The following is a 13,842-nucleotide window of genomic DNA, read 5'->3' as shown; positions in this document are numbered from 1 at the left end:
TGCCGCTCAGGCCCCGTCGGCGGCCGCCGGGCGGCGCCAGTCCTCGGCCAGGGCGGGGCCGATCTGGCCGAGGTAGGTCTCCGTCATCTGCCGGATCGCGGTCACGCTGACGTCCTCGCCCTGCCCCCAGAGCCGCCCGGTGACCCGCATCACCCCGCAGAACGCGGCGACGGCGATCCGCGGCCGCGGGTCGGCGTCGAGGTCGAGCCCCTCGCGTTCGGCGATCAGCCGGGCGATCCGCTCCTCCAGCTCGGTGGAGCGCCGCAGGTGGACGGCGAGCAGGGCCGGGGTGGACTCGATCAGCCGGTAGGCCTGCATGTACAGGTCGACGGGGACCACCTCGGAGAGGGCTTCGTCGAGGGTGTCCCATGCGGCGAGCACCGCGCGCCGCATGGCCTCCAGCGGCGGCTCGCCGGCCGGGCGGGCGGCCAGCGCGGCGACGAAGTGCGACTCGACCAGGTCCTGGACGGCGAAGGCGACCTCCTCCTTGTTCGCGAAATAGCGGAAGAAGGTGCGCTGGGAGACCTCGACCGTCTCGGTGATCTCGTCGACGGTGGTGTGCTCGTAGCCCTGCGAGATGAACAGGAGCAGCGCGGCGCGCAGCAGCGCGTCCCGGGTGCGCCGCTTCTTGCGCTCGCGCAGTCCGGCCGCCCGGGCGGGCCGCTCGTCGGTCATCACCGCGGGGTCCTCTCTGCTGCTGCATCTGACGCTGAGTGAGCGGTCAGGGTACCTGTGACGGAGCTGACAGCTACTGCCGCGTTAAGCCGTTTGTGAACTGTCAGTCGCTGTCACTAACCTGCTGGGCATGACTGGTCAGATCACCGTCGCCAAGGAATCGAGTCCGTCACCGGTCCGCGCCGGTCTGCGCGGGCACCCGTGGCTCACGCTGTTCGCCGTGGCGATCGGCGTCATGATGGTCACCCTCGACGGCACGATCGTCGCCGTCGCCAACCCCGCGATCCAGAAGGACCTCGGCGCCAGTCTGGCCGAGGTGCAGTGGATCACCAACGGCTACCTGCTGGCCCTCGCGGTCTCCCTGATCACCGCCGGCAAGCTGGGCGACCGCTTCGGACACCGCCAGACCTTCCTCATAGGCATCGCCGGCTTCGGGCTCTCCTCGGCGGTGATCGGCCTGTCCAGCGGGGTCGGGCTCGTCATCGGCTTCCGCGTCGCCCAGGGCCTCTTCGGCGCCCTGCTGATGCCGGCCGCCCTCGGCCTGCTGCGCGCCACCTTCCCCGCTGAGAAGCTCAACATGGCCATCGGCATCTGGGGCATGGTCATCGGCGCCTCGACCGCCGCCGGGCCCATCGTCGGCGGCCTGCTCGTGGAGCACGTCAGCTGGCAGTCCGTCTTCTTCATCAACGTGCCCGTCGGCATCGTCGCGCTCGTCTTCGGGCTGTTCATCCTGCTCGACCACCGCGCCGAGAACGCCCCGCGCTCCTTCGACCTGCCGGGCATCGTGCTGCTGTCGGCCGCGATGTTCTCCCTGATCTGGGCGCTGATCAAGGCCGCCGAGTGGGGCTGGGGCGACCTGCGGACGGTGCTCTTCCTCCTCGCTTCCCTGGTGTGCTTCGTCCTCTTCGCCTTCTGGGAGACCCGGGTCGCCGAGCCGCTGATCCCGCTCGGCATGTTCCGCTCGCCGGCGCTGTCCGCGGGCACGGTGCTGATGGTGCTGATGGCCTTCGCCTTCATGGGCGGGCTGTTCTTCGTCACCTTCTACCTGCAGAACGTGCACGGGATGAGCCCGGTCGACAGCGGCCTGCGCCTGCTGCCGCTCACCGGCATGATGATCATCGGCTCGCCGCTGGCCGGCGCCGCCATCACGAAGGCCGGACCGCGCGTCCCCCTCGTCGCCGGCATGGTCGCCACGGCCGTCGCCTGCTTCGGGATGTCCCGCCTCACCCCGGACACCGGCACGCTCACCATGTCCCTGTGGTTCGCCCTCCTCGGCCTGGGCCTCGCCCCCGTCATGGTCGGCGCCACCGAGGTCATCGTCGGCAACGCCCCGCTGGAGCTGTCCGGCGTGGCCGGCGGCCTCCAGCAGGCCGCCATGCAGGTGGGCGGCAGCCTCGGCACGGCCGTCCTCGGAGCGGTCATGGCGGCCGAGGTCAGTGACACGTTCGGGGACAACTGGCAGCGGGCGAGCCTGCCCCCGCTCACCCCCGAGCAGCTGGAACTCGCCGAGAAGGGCGTCCAGGTCGGCATCGCCCCCGTTCCGCCCGGGGCTCCCGAGCCGGTCGCCCAGGCCGTCTCCTCCGTGGCCCACGAGACCTTCGTGTCCGGTATGAGCACGGCCTTCACCTGCGCCGCAGTGGTCGCGGTCCTCGCCGCGGTCGTCGCCTGCTTCACCAAGCGCGGCGAGAACGCCGAGGCCGGAGCAGGTGCGGCCCACATCTGAGCCGCACCGCCCGCCGTTACGGCCGCGTCAACAGCGCGCCCGCCACAGCCCCGCCGCAGCCCCGCGGCGGGGCTGTCGCCTATCAGGGTGGACCCGCCCGCAGCCCCTTCCGCTCGCACGTCGTCGCAGGTCAGCGTGGTGTCACGGAGCCTTCGGAAACCGTCCGGGGCCCGTACGTCCACAAGGAGTTGACCCCGTCATGCGTACGTGGAGCACCGCACGCGTCACCACCCTCGCCGCCGCCCTCCTGGCCGCCTGCGCCCTCGTCCCGTCCACCGCCACCGGAGCGCACGCCGCCTCCCCGCCCTGCGCCACGGGAGAGCTGTGCCTGTGGGCGAAACCCGACTTCAAGGGCACCAAGCAGACCTACGACCTCAGCACCCTCGACATCAACAGCTGCACCGCCCTGCCGCCCAAGGCCGGCTTCCAGTCGCTGGTCAACCGCACCGGGCGCCCGGTGACCACGTACCAGTCGGCCGAGTGCGCGGAGACCGGCGAGTTCCAGACCTACCCGGGCGACGGGGTCTGGCTGCCCCAGTCCCCCTACCAGGTCAGGGCGTTCAAGGTGTGGGAGCGGTAGGCCCCGCCTGACCAGCGGCCGGCTCGGGGCCCTGGGCGGCCTGGGCGGGCATCGCGCACCGGGATCCGTGGCCCAGCCGCGCGACCTCGGCCCGCAGCGCCCGCACCTCCTCCTGGAGCTCCCGGACGGCCGCCAGCTGCAGCCGCTCCACCTGGTCGTCGCGCTCGAAACGGGCGATGAACCAGGCGGCGATGTTGGCGGTCACCACACCGAGCAGGGCGATCCCCGACAGCATCAGCCCCACCGCCAGGACCCGGCCCAGCCCGGTGGTGGGGGAGTGGTCCCCGTACCCGACGGTGGTCATGGTGGTGAAGGACCACCACACCGCGTCGCCCAGGTTCTTGATGTTCCCGTTGGGCGCGTCCCGTTCCACGCTCAGCACCGCGAGGGAACCGAACATCAGCAGCCCCACCACGGCGCCCGCCACGTACGTGGTGAGCCGGATCTGCGGGGCCATCCGCGCCCGCCGCCCCACCAGCATCAGGGTCGCCACCAGCCGCAGCAGCCGCAGCGGCTGCACCAGCGGCAGCACCACCGCGGCCAGGTCCAGCCAGTGCGTCCGTACGAAGACCATCCGGTTCCCCGACAGCCCCAGCCGCACCACGTAGTCCACCGCGAACGCCGCCCACACCGCCCACTCCGCATGGGTGCAGGCCCGGTGCACCCCCTCTCCGGCGTCCGGCGCGACGATCGGCACGGCGTAGGCGACGGCGAAGGCCACGGCGAGCACCAGCAGGGGGACCTGAGTACGGCGCTCCCACCGCGCCTGGCGGGAGGTTTCCTTCATACGGATCATCGTAGGTAAAGCGGACGGGGGCGCTGGGACAGGTGTCCCAGCGCCCCCTCGGAAGAGTGACCCCTCCGGCGGCTCCCGCCGCGGCTACGCGTCCCCGCCCGCCGCGCCCGGGTCGGCGGCCGCGACGTCCAGCAGCTGGTACCGGTCGATGGCCTGCTTCAGCGCCGAACGGTCGATCTTCCCCTCACGGGCCAGCTCCGTCAGCGTCGCCAGGACCACCGACTGCGCGTCGATGTGGAAGAAGCGCCGCGCCGCGCCGCGCGTGTCGGCGAAGCCGAAACCGTCCGCGCCCAGCGAGGTGTACGTGCCCGGCACCCAGCGCGAGATCTGGTCCGGCACCGCGCGCATCCAGTCCGAGACCGCCACGAACGGACCCTCCGCACCCGACAGCTTCCGGGTCACGTACGGGACGCGCTGCTCCTCCTCCGGGTGGAGCAGGTTGTGCTCCTCCACCGCGACGGCCTCGCGGCGCAGCTCGTTCCAGGAGGTCGCCGACCAGACGTCCGCCCGGACGTTCCACTCCTCGGCGAGGATCCGCTGCGCCTCCAGCGCCCACGGCACCGCCACGCCCGAGGCCATCAGCTGCGCCCCGACGGCGCCCGAGGTGCCCTGCGAGATGCGGTGGATGCCCTTGAGGATGCCCTCGACGTCCACGTCGGCCGGCTCGGCCGGGTGCTGGATCGGCTCGTTGTAGACCGTCAGGTAGTAGAAGACGTCCTCGCCGGGCTCGTTCGTCTCGGTCGGGCCGTACATGCGCCGCAGGCCGTCCTTGACGATGTGCGCGATCTCGTAGCCGTAGGCCGGGTCGTACGCCACGCACGCCGGGTTGGTCGACGCCAGCAGCTGGGAGTGGCCGTCGGCGTGCTGGAGGCCCTCACCCGTCAGGGTGGTCCGGCCGGCGGTCGCGCCCAGGACGAAACCGCGCGCCAGCTGGTCGGCCATCTGCCAGAACTGGTCACCCGTGCGCTGGAAACCGAACATCGAGTAGAAGACGTAGACCGGGATCAGCGGCTCCCCGTGCGTCGCGTACGCCGAGCCGGCGGCGATCAGCGAGGCCGTGCAGCCGGCCTCCGAGATGCCGTCGTGCAGCATCTGGCCGGTCGGGGACTCCTTGTACGCCAGGAGCAGGTCGCGGTCGACCGCCTCGTACTGCTGCCCCAGCGGGTTGTAGATCTTGGCGCTCGGGAAGAAGGCGTCCATGCCGAAGGTGCGGTACTCGTCGGGCGCGATCAGCACGAAGCGCTTGCCGATCTCCTTGTCCCGCATCAGGTCCTTCAGGATGCGGACGAAGGCCATCGTGGTCGCGATCGACTGGTGGCCCGAGCCCTTCTTGGCCGCCGCGTAGGCCTTGTCGTCCGGCAGCGCCAGGGGCTTGGCGCGCACCACGCGGGTGGGCACGTAGCCGCCGTGGGCGCTGCGCTGGTCGTGCATGTACTGGATCTCGGGCGAGTTGCGGCCCGGGTGGTAGTACGGCGGGGCGCCGTTCTCCAGCTGCGCGTCGGTGATCGGGATGTGCAGGCGGTCGCGGAAGCGCTTGAGGTCGTCGACCGTCAGCTTCTTCATCTGGTGCGTCGCGTTGCGGCCCTCGAAGTTCGGGCCGAGGGTCCAGCCCTTGACCGTCTGCGCGAGGATCACCGTCGGCTGGCCCTTGTGGGCCTTGGCCGCCGCGTAGGCCGCGTAGACCTTCTTGTGGTCGTGGCCGCCGCGGCCCAGGTGCTGGATCTGCCGGTCGGTCATGTTCTCGACCATCGCGCGCAGCCGCTGGTCCCCGCCGAAGAAGTGCTCGCGGATGTACGCGCCCGACTCGGTGGCGTAGGTCTGGAACTGCCCGTCCGGGGTGGAGTTCATCTTGTTGACCAGGATGCCGTCGCGGTCCTGGGCCAGCAGCGGGTCCCAGGAGCGGTCCCAGATCAGCTTGATGACGTTCCAGCCGGCGCCGCGGAAGATCGACTCCAGCTCCTGGATGATCTTGCCGTTGCCGCGGACCGGGCCGTCGAGGCGCTGGAGGTTGCAGTTGACCACGAAGGTCAGGTTGTCCAGGCCCTCGCGAGCCGCGATCGAGAGCTGGCCCAGCGACTCCGGCTCGTCCATCTCGCCGTCGCCGAGGTACGCCCAAACGTGGGACTTGGAGGTGTCGGCGATCCCGCGCGCCTCCATGTACCGGTTCATCCGGGCCTGGTAGATCGCACCGAGCGGGCCGAGGCCCATCGAGACGGTCGGGAACTCCCAGAAGTCGGGCATCAGCCGCGGGTGCGGGTAGCTCGACAGGCCGTACGGGGCCTTCGACTTCTCCTGGCGGAACGCGTCGAGCTGCTGCTCGGTGAGCCGGTCCAGGAGGTAGGCGCGGGCGTAGATGCCGGGGGAGGCGTGGCCCTGGAAGAAGATCTGGTCGCCGCCGTCGCCCTCGTCCTTGCCCCGGAAGAAGTGGTTGAAGCCCACGTCGTAGAGGGAGGCGGAGGAGGCGAAGGTCGCGATGTGGCCGCCGACGCCGATGCCGGGGCGCTGGGCGCGCGAGACCATGACGGCCGCGTTCCAGCGGGTGGCGTTGAGGACCTTGCGCTCGATCTCCTCGTTGCCGGGGAAGAAGGGCTCGTCCTTGGTGGCGATGGTGTTGACGTAGTCCGTGGAGCGCATCTCGGGGACGGCCACGCGCTTCTCGCGGGCCCGCTCGATCAGTCGCAGCATCAGGTAGCGGGCGCGCTCACGGCCCCGCTCGTCGACGGCGGCGTCCAGGGAGTCGAGCCACTCCTTGGTCTCCTCCGGATCGAAGTCCGGGACCTGGCTCGGCAGGCCGCCAATGATGATCGGATTGCGATCGGATGCGGAAGCCACGCTGTTCCTTCGCTGTCAGGGGAGTCGTGCCTTGGGTCGCCGCCTCCCATGGTCTTACGCCCAGCCGGAATCTTCACCTCTACCACTGGGTAACACCTGGAGCGGGGAAGGAGCGCCGGGCGGGCCGTACCGGTCCAGGACGCGGCGGGGCCAAATCGCAACCTTACGCCCAGGGCGATCACCGGGTTCGTAAGGCCGTTCGTCCCTCAAACAGGTAGGAAGTCCTCATGCGATGCCGAATGAGCTGGAATGGTGTGGGATGAATCACCGGTGGCCCACCCCGGAAGCCTGAAAGTTGCGGCGAGACGGCCGCAATCGTCACCGTTTCGACGGTCTCGGCGGCCGGGTACTTGCGCGATCCGCCGCGCCCGTGTGGACTACGCCCAATGCTGCGCGTACGCGCGCCGCCGAAAGACATTCACCGAACATGAGCAGGAGGCACCCCGTGAGCGCGACCGCGGACCACGCGGAGAGCCTGGCCGCCCGGCTGGGTTTCCAGTCCGAACAGGTGGTCCAGGAGATCGGCTACGACGAGGACGTCGATCAGGAATTCCGCAACACCGTCGAGGCCCTCGTCAGTGAGCTCGCCGACGAGGACTACGACGACGTCGCCGACGCGGTGCTGCTGTGGTTCCGCGACGAGGACGGCGACCTGACGGACGCCCTGGTCGATGCGACCGAGCTGGTCGAGGACGGCGCACTGATCCTGCTGCTGACCCCCAAGACGGGCCGTGACGGCTACGTGGAGGCCAGCGACATCAGCGAGGCCGCCGAGACGGCCGGCCTCTCGCTGGCCAAGGGCCTGCCCGTCGGCAAGGAGTGGACCTCCACCAAGCTGGTGACGCCGAAGGCCGCCAAGTCCAAGCGCTGAGCCGCTCCCCGCAGCCAAGTGGGACGCACACCCCGCCGGCCCGGATCACCCGGGGCCGGCGGGGTGTGCGCGTTCCGGGCACCCGGCCCCCGGCCCCGCCGCGGCCGGCCGGCCGATCCCGCCGCGCGCGCCACGGCCCCGCCGGCGGCCCGATCCGCGGGACCGGCCTTAGGGTGGGTCTCACCCGAACGGCCCCGTGCGGGACCGCAGGAACGAAGGGATGCGAGAGATGGCGATCGAGGTCGGAACCAAGGCCCCGGACTTCGAGCTCAAGGACAACCACGGCGCCACCGTGCGGCTGTCCGACTTCCGGGGGGAGAAGGCCGTCGTGCTGCTCTTCTACCCGTTCGCCTTCACCGGCGTGTGCACCGGCGAGCTCTGCGAGCTGCGCGACCAGCTGCCCCGCTTCCAGAACGACGACGTCCAGCTGCTGGCCGTCTCGAACGACTCCGTGCCGACCCTGCGCGTCTTCGCCGACCAGGAGGGCCTGGAGTACCCGCTGCTGTCCGACTTCTGGCCGCACGGCGAGACCTCCCGCGCCTACGGCGTCTTCGACGAGGAGAAGGGCTGCGCGGTCCGCGGCACCTTCGTCATCGACAAGGACGGAGTCGTGCGCTGGAGCGTCGTCAACGGGCTGCCCGACGCGCGTGACCTGAACGAGTACATCAAGGCCCTCGACAGCCTCTGAGGACCCCGGACGGGTTCGTGGTGAAAACCCGCCTGCGGGCGGGAACCCGTCACTAGGATCGAAACGTTGATCCGGTAGCAACGCACGCGGGGCACCGCCCCTCACTCATACCAATGGAGGACTCGTGGGAGTCAGCCTCAGCAAGGGCGGCAACGTCTCGCTGACCAAGGCCGCGCCCAACCTGACGGCGGTCATCGTCGGTCTGGGCTGGGACGCCCGCACCACCACCGGTGTCGACTTCGACCTCGACGCCAGCGCGATCCTGACCAACGACCAGGGCAAGGTCGCCACCGACTCGAACTTCGTGTTCTTCAACAACCTGAAGAGCCCGGACGGTTCGGTCGAGCACACCGGTGACAACCTGACCGGCGAGGGCGAGGGCGACGACGAGGCGATCAAGGTCAACCTCGCAGGCGTCCCGGCCGATGTGGCCAAGATCGTCTTCCCGGTCTCCATCTACGAGGCCGAGAGCCGCCAGCAGAGCTTCGGCCAGGTCCGCAACGCGTACATCCGCGTGGTGAACCAGGCCGACAACAGCGAGCTCGCCCGCTACGACCTCTCCGAGGACGCCTCCACCGAGACCGCCATGGTCTTCGGCGAGCTGTACCGCAACGGCGCGGAGTGGAAGTTCCGTGCCATCGGCCAGGGCTACGCCTCGGGTCTGCGCGGCATCGCGCAGGACTTCGGCGTCAACGTCTGAGCCGTCCGAGCCGCCCGGGCCGCCGTCCGGGCCCGGGAAAGTCCGTCCGTCCGGCGCCGTGCACCTCTGTGTACGGCGCCGGACCGGCTTTGCCACCATGGAGGCGGGTGGCGGGGCCACCATCACCACGTCGTTCGGGGAGGACCACATCATGGGCGTCACACTCGCCAAGGGGGGCAACGTCTCCCTCTCCAAGCAGGCACCGAACCTCACCCGGGTTCTGATCGGGCTCGGATGGGACGCGCGCTCCACCACGGGGGCCGACTTCGACCTCGACGCCAGCGCGCTGCTCTGCCGTGACGGCCGGGTGCTCGGCGACCAGTACTTCGTCTTCTACAACAACCTCAAGAGCCCCGAGGGCTCCGTCGAACACACCGGCGACAACCTCACCGGCGAGGGTGAGGGCGACGACGAGTCGATCATCGTGGACCTCACCAAGGTCCCGGCCCAGGTCGACAAGATCGTCTTCCCGGTCTCCATCCACGAGGCGGACAGTCGCCGGCAGAGCTTCGGCCAGGTCAGCAACGCCTTCATCCGTGTGGTGAACATGGCGGACGACCAGGAACTGGCCCGCTACGACCTGACCGAGGACGCCTCCAGCGAAACGGCGATGATCTTCGGTGAGGTCTACCGCTACGGGGGCGAATGGAAGTTCCGGGCGGTGGGACAGGGGTACGCGTCGGGGCTGCGGGGCATCGCTCTAGACTTCGGGGTCAACGTTTCGTAAAGCCGTACAAGACGATGGGGTGCCAGTGGTTCTCAAAACCTTCGGCTGGTCGTTCGCAGTCACTGCGCTCGGTCTGGTCGCAGCGGTGTTCTACGGGGGGTGGACCGCTTTTGGGATCGTGGCGATCCTGTCGATCCTCGAAATCTCGCTGTCCTTCGACAACGCGGTGGTCAACGCCGGAATCCTGAAGAAGATGAATGCCTTCTGGCAGAAGATCTTCCTCACGGTCGGCGTGCTCATCGCCGTGTTCGGCATGCGCCTGGTCTTCCCCGTCGTGATCGTCGCGATCAGCGCCAAGATCGGACCGCTCGACGCGGTCGACCTCGCGATGACCGACAAGGAGATGTACAAGCAGCTCGTCACGGACGCCCACCCGTCCATCGCCGCCTTCGGCGGCATGTTCCTGCTGATGATCTTCCTCGACTTCATCTTCGAGGACCGTGACATCAAGTGGCTCGCCTGGCTGGAGCGCCCGCTCGCCAAGCTCGGCAAGATCGACATGCTGTCCGCGTGCATCGCGCTGATCGTCCTGGTCATCACCTCGATGACCTTCGCCACCCAGGCCCACCAGCACGGCGGCGCCCACGTGGACAAGGCGCAGACCGTCCTGGTCTCCGGCATCCTCGGCCTGATCACCTACATGATCGTCGGCGGCCTCTCCGGCTACTTCGAGAACAAGCTCGAGGAAGAGGAGGAGGCCGAGCACGAGGCGGAGGAAGCCGCCAAGAGGAGCGGCAAGCCCGTCTCGGCCGTCGCGATGGCCGGCAAGGCCGCGTTCTTCATGTTCCTCTACCTCGAGGTCCTCGACGCGTCCTTCTCCTTCGACGGGGTCATCGGCGCCTTCGCCATCACCAACGACATCGTGCTCATGGCCCTCGGCCTCGGCATCGGCGCCATGTACGTCCGCTCGCTCACGGTCTACCTGGTCCGCCAGGGCACCCTGGACGACTACGTTTACCTGGAGCACGGCGCGCACTACGCCATCGGCGCCCTCGCCGTGATCCTGCTCGTCACCATCCAGCACGAGATCAACGAGGTCATCACCGGCCTCGTCGGCGTCGTGCTGATCGCCTGGTCCTTCTGGTCCTCCGTGCGCCGCAACAAGCGGCTGGCGGCCGAGGGCGGCGACGGGGAGACGGCGGAGGTCAGCGCCGGGGTGTGACCCGGCCCTGATTGCGGAACGCTCCTACAGGAGCCGTCTCTTCTTCGGCGGGGCGGCCGCGCGGATCCCACGGTACCGCGTGGCCGCCCCGCGGCATATCCGCGGCACGGCCGCGCACGGACCGACCAGGGGGGTTGGGGCACATGGGGTTCTTCGACGGGTTCTTCGACGGGATCAGGGGCGCCCGCGCCATGCAGTTCGACTCGGGCAACGCCTCGTCGAACGCCATCGAGCTGACCAAACGGCAGCCGACGGTATCGCTCACCAAACAGCAGGCCGTCCACGGCAACCTGCGGGTCAACCTCTCCTGGCGGATGCGCACCTCGGACATAGGGGGCGGCTCCGGCCAGAGCGGCCGGCTCTTCCGCCACCCGTTCAAGCTGTTCAAGCCCGACATGGTGCAGGCCCACACCCAGGGCATGGTCAACGTCGACCTCGACATGGGCTGCCTGTACGAGCTGACGGACGGCACCCGCGGCGCCGTGCAGCCGCTGGGCAACCTGCTCGGCGACCTCAACGACCCGCCGTACGTGAAGCTCAGCGGGGACGACCGGTTCGGCTCCCCCTCGGGGGAGACCCTCTACGTCAACCTCGACCATGCCGACCAGATCAAACGGCTGCTGGTCTTCGTCTACATCTATGACCAGACCCCGGCCTTCGACCGCACCCACGCCCTGGTCACCCTCTACCCGACCGCCGGCCCGAGGATCGAGATCCCGCTGGAGGAACGCCACCCGCAGGCCCGCTCCTGTGCGGTGGTCTCCCTGCAGAACGTCAAGGGCGAGCTGATCGTCCGCCGCGAGGTGAAGTTCGTGTACGGGTTCCAGGCCGAGCTCGACCGGCTGTACGGCTGGGGGCTCCAGTGGGGGCGGGGCTACAAGACCAAGGCCTGAGCCCCGCCCGCACCGCCCGCCGGGCCCGTCGGCGGCTCCGTCAGCGGCGGATGAACTGGGGGCCCTGCACCGGCAGGCGGAACGAGGGGTCCCCGCCCGGAGCCGGCACGGGCACCGGGGACACCTGCTGGGGGTAGCCGTAGGCGGGCTGGACGGGAGGCGGCGCCTGGGTGACCGGGGCGGGCGCGGGCGGGCGCATGGCGGCGGTCAGGTCGTCGGCCGGCCCCGCGGAGGGCGCTGGCGCGGCAGCGGCGCTCTCGCCGGCCTCGGCGGCGTTCTCGTCGACGGAGATCCCGTGGTCCGTCGCCAGCCCCACCAGGCCGTCGGAGTAGCCCTCGCCCAGCGCGCGGAACTTCCACCCCTCGCCCCGGCGGTACAGCTCGCCGCAGATCAGTGCCGTCTCGGCACCCGTCTCCGGCCGCACGTCGAAGTGGGCCAGCGGCTCCGGCGCGCCGCCCGGCGAGGCGTCGTACAGCTGGATCCGCAGGTCGTGGACCTGCTCGAAGGGCACGTCCTCGGCGGAGGCCACCACCAGGACCCGGTCCACGACCGGGGGCACGGCCCGCAGGTCCGCCTGCACCGCGTCCGTGACCCCGTCCCCGACCTGCTTCTTGCCCAGGCGCCAGACGGACCCCGAGGGGTGGCGGGGCTGGTTGTAGAACACGAAGTCCTCGTCCGAGCGCACGCGACCGTCCGCCCCCACGAGCAGCGCGGAGGCGTCCACGTCCGGTACGTCGGGCCCGGTGGTCCAGCGCAGCACCGCCCGGACCGCCGTGGCGGCCACCGGGATGTTCGAGCCCTTCTGCATCGCGTGCGTCATGCCCGTCATCCTGCCCTCCCGGACGGGCGGGGAACAATGCGGCCCCCCGTAGGGCCTTGTCCCCGGCCGAGGAGCTGGGCATGGTGCGAGAGGGTTACCGGAACTTCATGTGCTTGAGGAACTCTTGACTCACGTTCGTACGTACTATTACCGGCCACGCCAGTTGGGCCGCCGAGGCAGTACGGGGGAAGCACATGCGTCACTTTGGGCACATAGCGCCCGCAGCCCGGAAGGGCCTCTTCCACCAGGAACCCGCCGAGTTCACCCTGGCCTCCCCCGCCCGTATCCTCGCCGCCGCACTCGGAGCCACCCTCTACAGCCCGGCCACCCGCCCGCGGCTGGCCGCCGACATCCGCAAGCAGGCCGCCCGGGGCGTCGTCTCCATGGTCCTCTGCCTGGAGGATTCCATCAGCGACGCCGACGTGGTCGACGGCGAGGAGAACCTCGTCCGGCAGTTCGCGGAGCTCGAAGCCGAAGGTGCCGGCGCCGGGGAACTCCCCCTCCTCTTCATCCGCGTCCGCACCCCCGAGCAGATACCCGACCTCGTGCGCCGCCTCGGCCGGTCGGCGCGGAATCTGGCCGGATTCGTACTTCCCAAATTCAACGAGAGCCGGGGAGCCGCCTTCCTCGACGCCGTGGCCCATGCCGAGGCCGTCAGCGGCCTGCCCCGGCTGTACGCCATGCCCGTCCTGGAGACCCCCGACCTCCTCCACCTGGAAACCCGGGTCCAGGCCCTCGCCGGCATCTCCCGCACCGTGAACCGCTCCCGCGAGCGGGTCCTGGCCCTGCGCCTGGGCGTCACCGACTTCTGCTCCGTCTACGGGCTGCGCCGCACCCCCGACATGACCGCGTACGACGTCCAGATCGTGGCCGGCGTCATCGCCGACGTGGTCAACGTCCTCAGCCGCGCCGACGGCACCGGCTTCACCGTCACCGGCCCCGTCTGGGAGTACTTCCGCAGCCAGCAGCGCCTCTTCAAGCCGCAGCTGCGCCGCAGCCCCTTCCTGGAGGAGGGCGTCGAGGAACTGCGCACCGCGCTGATCGAGCACGACCTGGACGGGCTGCTGCGCGAGGTCGAGCTCGACCGGGCCAACGGGCTGCTCGGCAAGACCTGCATCCACCCCGCCCACGTCACCCCGGTGCACGCGCTGTCGGTCGTCTCCCACGAGGAGTTCTGCGACGCCCAGGACATCCTGCGGCCCGAGCGCGACGGCGGCGGAGTGATGCGTTCCGCCTACACGAACAAGATGAACGAGGTGAAGCCCCACCGGGCCTGGGCCGAGCGCACCATGCTGCGCGCCGAGGTCTTCGGTGTGGCGAAGGAGGAGGTCGGCTTCGTCGACCTGCTGACCGCCGGGCTCCAGCTGTGAGCGGC

At 70.0% G+C, this 13,842-nt stretch carries 13 protein-coding genes; 9 read left to right on the top strand and 4 right to left on the bottom strand.

Annotated elements, in window-relative coordinates; all coding sequences use genetic code 11:
• Window positions 1–6: 6 nt before the first annotated feature.
• Window positions 7–675, bottom strand: coding sequence for a TetR family transcriptional regulator (locus B4U46_RS11495; protein ID WP_079426615.1), 669 nt, complete (start codon window positions 673–675; stop codon window positions 7–9).
• A 142-nt stretch (window positions 676–817) separates the two neighbouring features.
• On the opposite strand from B4U46_RS11495, the gene B4U46_RS11490 reads away from it, so the two are divergent.
• Window positions 818–2,398, top strand: coding sequence for an MFS transporter (locus B4U46_RS11490; protein WP_420543175.1), 1,581 nt, complete (start codon window positions 818–820; stop codon window positions 2,396–2,398).
• 199 nt (window positions 2,399–2,597) lie between these two features.
• The gene (locus tag B4U46_RS11485; protein WP_079426612.1) at window positions 2,598–2,978 is read left to right on the top strand and encodes a peptidase inhibitor family I36 protein; all 381 of its coding nucleotides are present in this window, start codon (window positions 2,598–2,600) and stop codon (window positions 2,976–2,978) included.
• On the opposite strand, the gene B4U46_RS11480 is transcribed toward B4U46_RS11485, so the two are convergent.
• Together B4U46_RS11480 and aceE are read right to left on the bottom strand one after the other, a co-directional pair.
• Window positions 2,959–3,765 (bottom strand): potassium channel family protein, encoded by an 807-nt coding sequence (locus tag B4U46_RS11480; protein ID WP_079426610.1) that lies wholly within the window; start codon window positions 3,763–3,765, stop codon window positions 2,959–2,961. The two genes, B4U46_RS11485 and B4U46_RS11480, sit on opposite strands and share 20 nt — an antisense overlap.
• 93 nt (window positions 3,766–3,858) lie before the next feature.
• The gene (gene aceE, locus B4U46_RS11475) at window positions 3,859–6,606 is read right to left on the bottom strand and encodes a pyruvate dehydrogenase (acetyl-transferring), homodimeric type (protein ID WP_079426608.1); all 2,748 of its coding nucleotides are present in this window, start codon (window positions 6,604–6,606) and stop codon (window positions 3,859–3,861) included.
• Between the two features lie 445 nt (window positions 6,607–7,051).
• On the opposite strand from aceE, the gene B4U46_RS11465 reads away from it, so the two are divergent.
• From B4U46_RS11465 to B4U46_RS11440, 6 genes are all read left to right on the top strand, one after another.
• Complete coding sequence (locus tag B4U46_RS11465; protein WP_185117272.1) at window positions 7,052–7,477, top strand: DUF3052 domain-containing protein; 426 nt, start codon at window positions 7,052–7,054, stop codon at window positions 7,475–7,477.
• A 229-nt stretch (window positions 7,478–7,706) separates the two neighbouring features.
• Window positions 7,707–8,165, top strand: a complete 459-nt coding sequence (locus B4U46_RS11460; RefSeq protein WP_045945771.1) for a peroxiredoxin — start codon at window positions 7,707–7,709, stop codon at window positions 8,163–8,165.
• Window positions 8,166–8,289: 124 nt separating this feature from the next.
• Window positions 8,290–8,865 (top strand): TerD family protein, encoded by a 576-nt coding sequence (locus B4U46_RS11455; protein WP_042816748.1) that lies wholly within the window; start codon window positions 8,290–8,292, stop codon window positions 8,863–8,865.
• A 151-nt stretch (window positions 8,866–9,016) separates the two neighbouring features.
• Complete coding sequence (locus B4U46_RS11450) at window positions 9,017–9,592, top strand: TerD family protein (RefSeq protein WP_079431701.1); 576 nt, start codon at window positions 9,017–9,019, stop codon at window positions 9,590–9,592.
• Window positions 9,593–9,617: 25 nt separating this feature from the next.
• Complete coding sequence (locus B4U46_RS11445) at window positions 9,618–10,754, top strand: DUF475 domain-containing protein (RefSeq protein ID WP_079426604.1); 1,137 nt, start codon at window positions 9,618–9,620, stop codon at window positions 10,752–10,754.
• 143 nt (window positions 10,755–10,897) lie between these two features.
• Window positions 10,898–11,647, top strand: a complete 750-nt coding sequence (locus tag B4U46_RS11440) for a TerD family protein (RefSeq protein ID WP_079426603.1) — start codon at window positions 10,898–10,900, stop codon at window positions 11,645–11,647.
• A gap of 40 nt (window positions 11,648–11,687) precedes the next feature.
• Here the strand turns inward: B4U46_RS11440 and B4U46_RS11435 are convergent, their stop codons facing one another.
• Complete coding sequence (locus B4U46_RS11435) at window positions 11,688–12,467, bottom strand: TerD family protein (protein ID WP_167747631.1); 780 nt, start codon at window positions 12,465–12,467, stop codon at window positions 11,688–11,690.
• A gap of 194 nt (window positions 12,468–12,661) precedes the next feature.
• Between B4U46_RS11435 and B4U46_RS11430 the strand changes: the two genes are divergently transcribed.
• A complete protein-coding gene (locus B4U46_RS11430) occupies window positions 12,662–13,837 on the top strand; it encodes an HpcH/HpaI aldolase/citrate lyase family protein (RefSeq protein WP_079426599.1) in 1,176 nt (391 codons plus the stop codon).
• The last annotated feature ends 5 nt before the right edge of the window (window positions 13,838–13,842 follow it).

Origin of the sequence: Streptomyces katrae (assembly GCF_002028425.1) — a bacterium.
Lineage (GTDB): Bacteria > Actinomycetota > Actinomycetes > Streptomycetales > Streptomycetaceae > Streptomyces > Streptomyces katrae_A.
The sequence above is the reverse complement of the archived record's forward strand: the minus strand, read 5'-3'. Positions and strand labels throughout refer to the sequence as shown.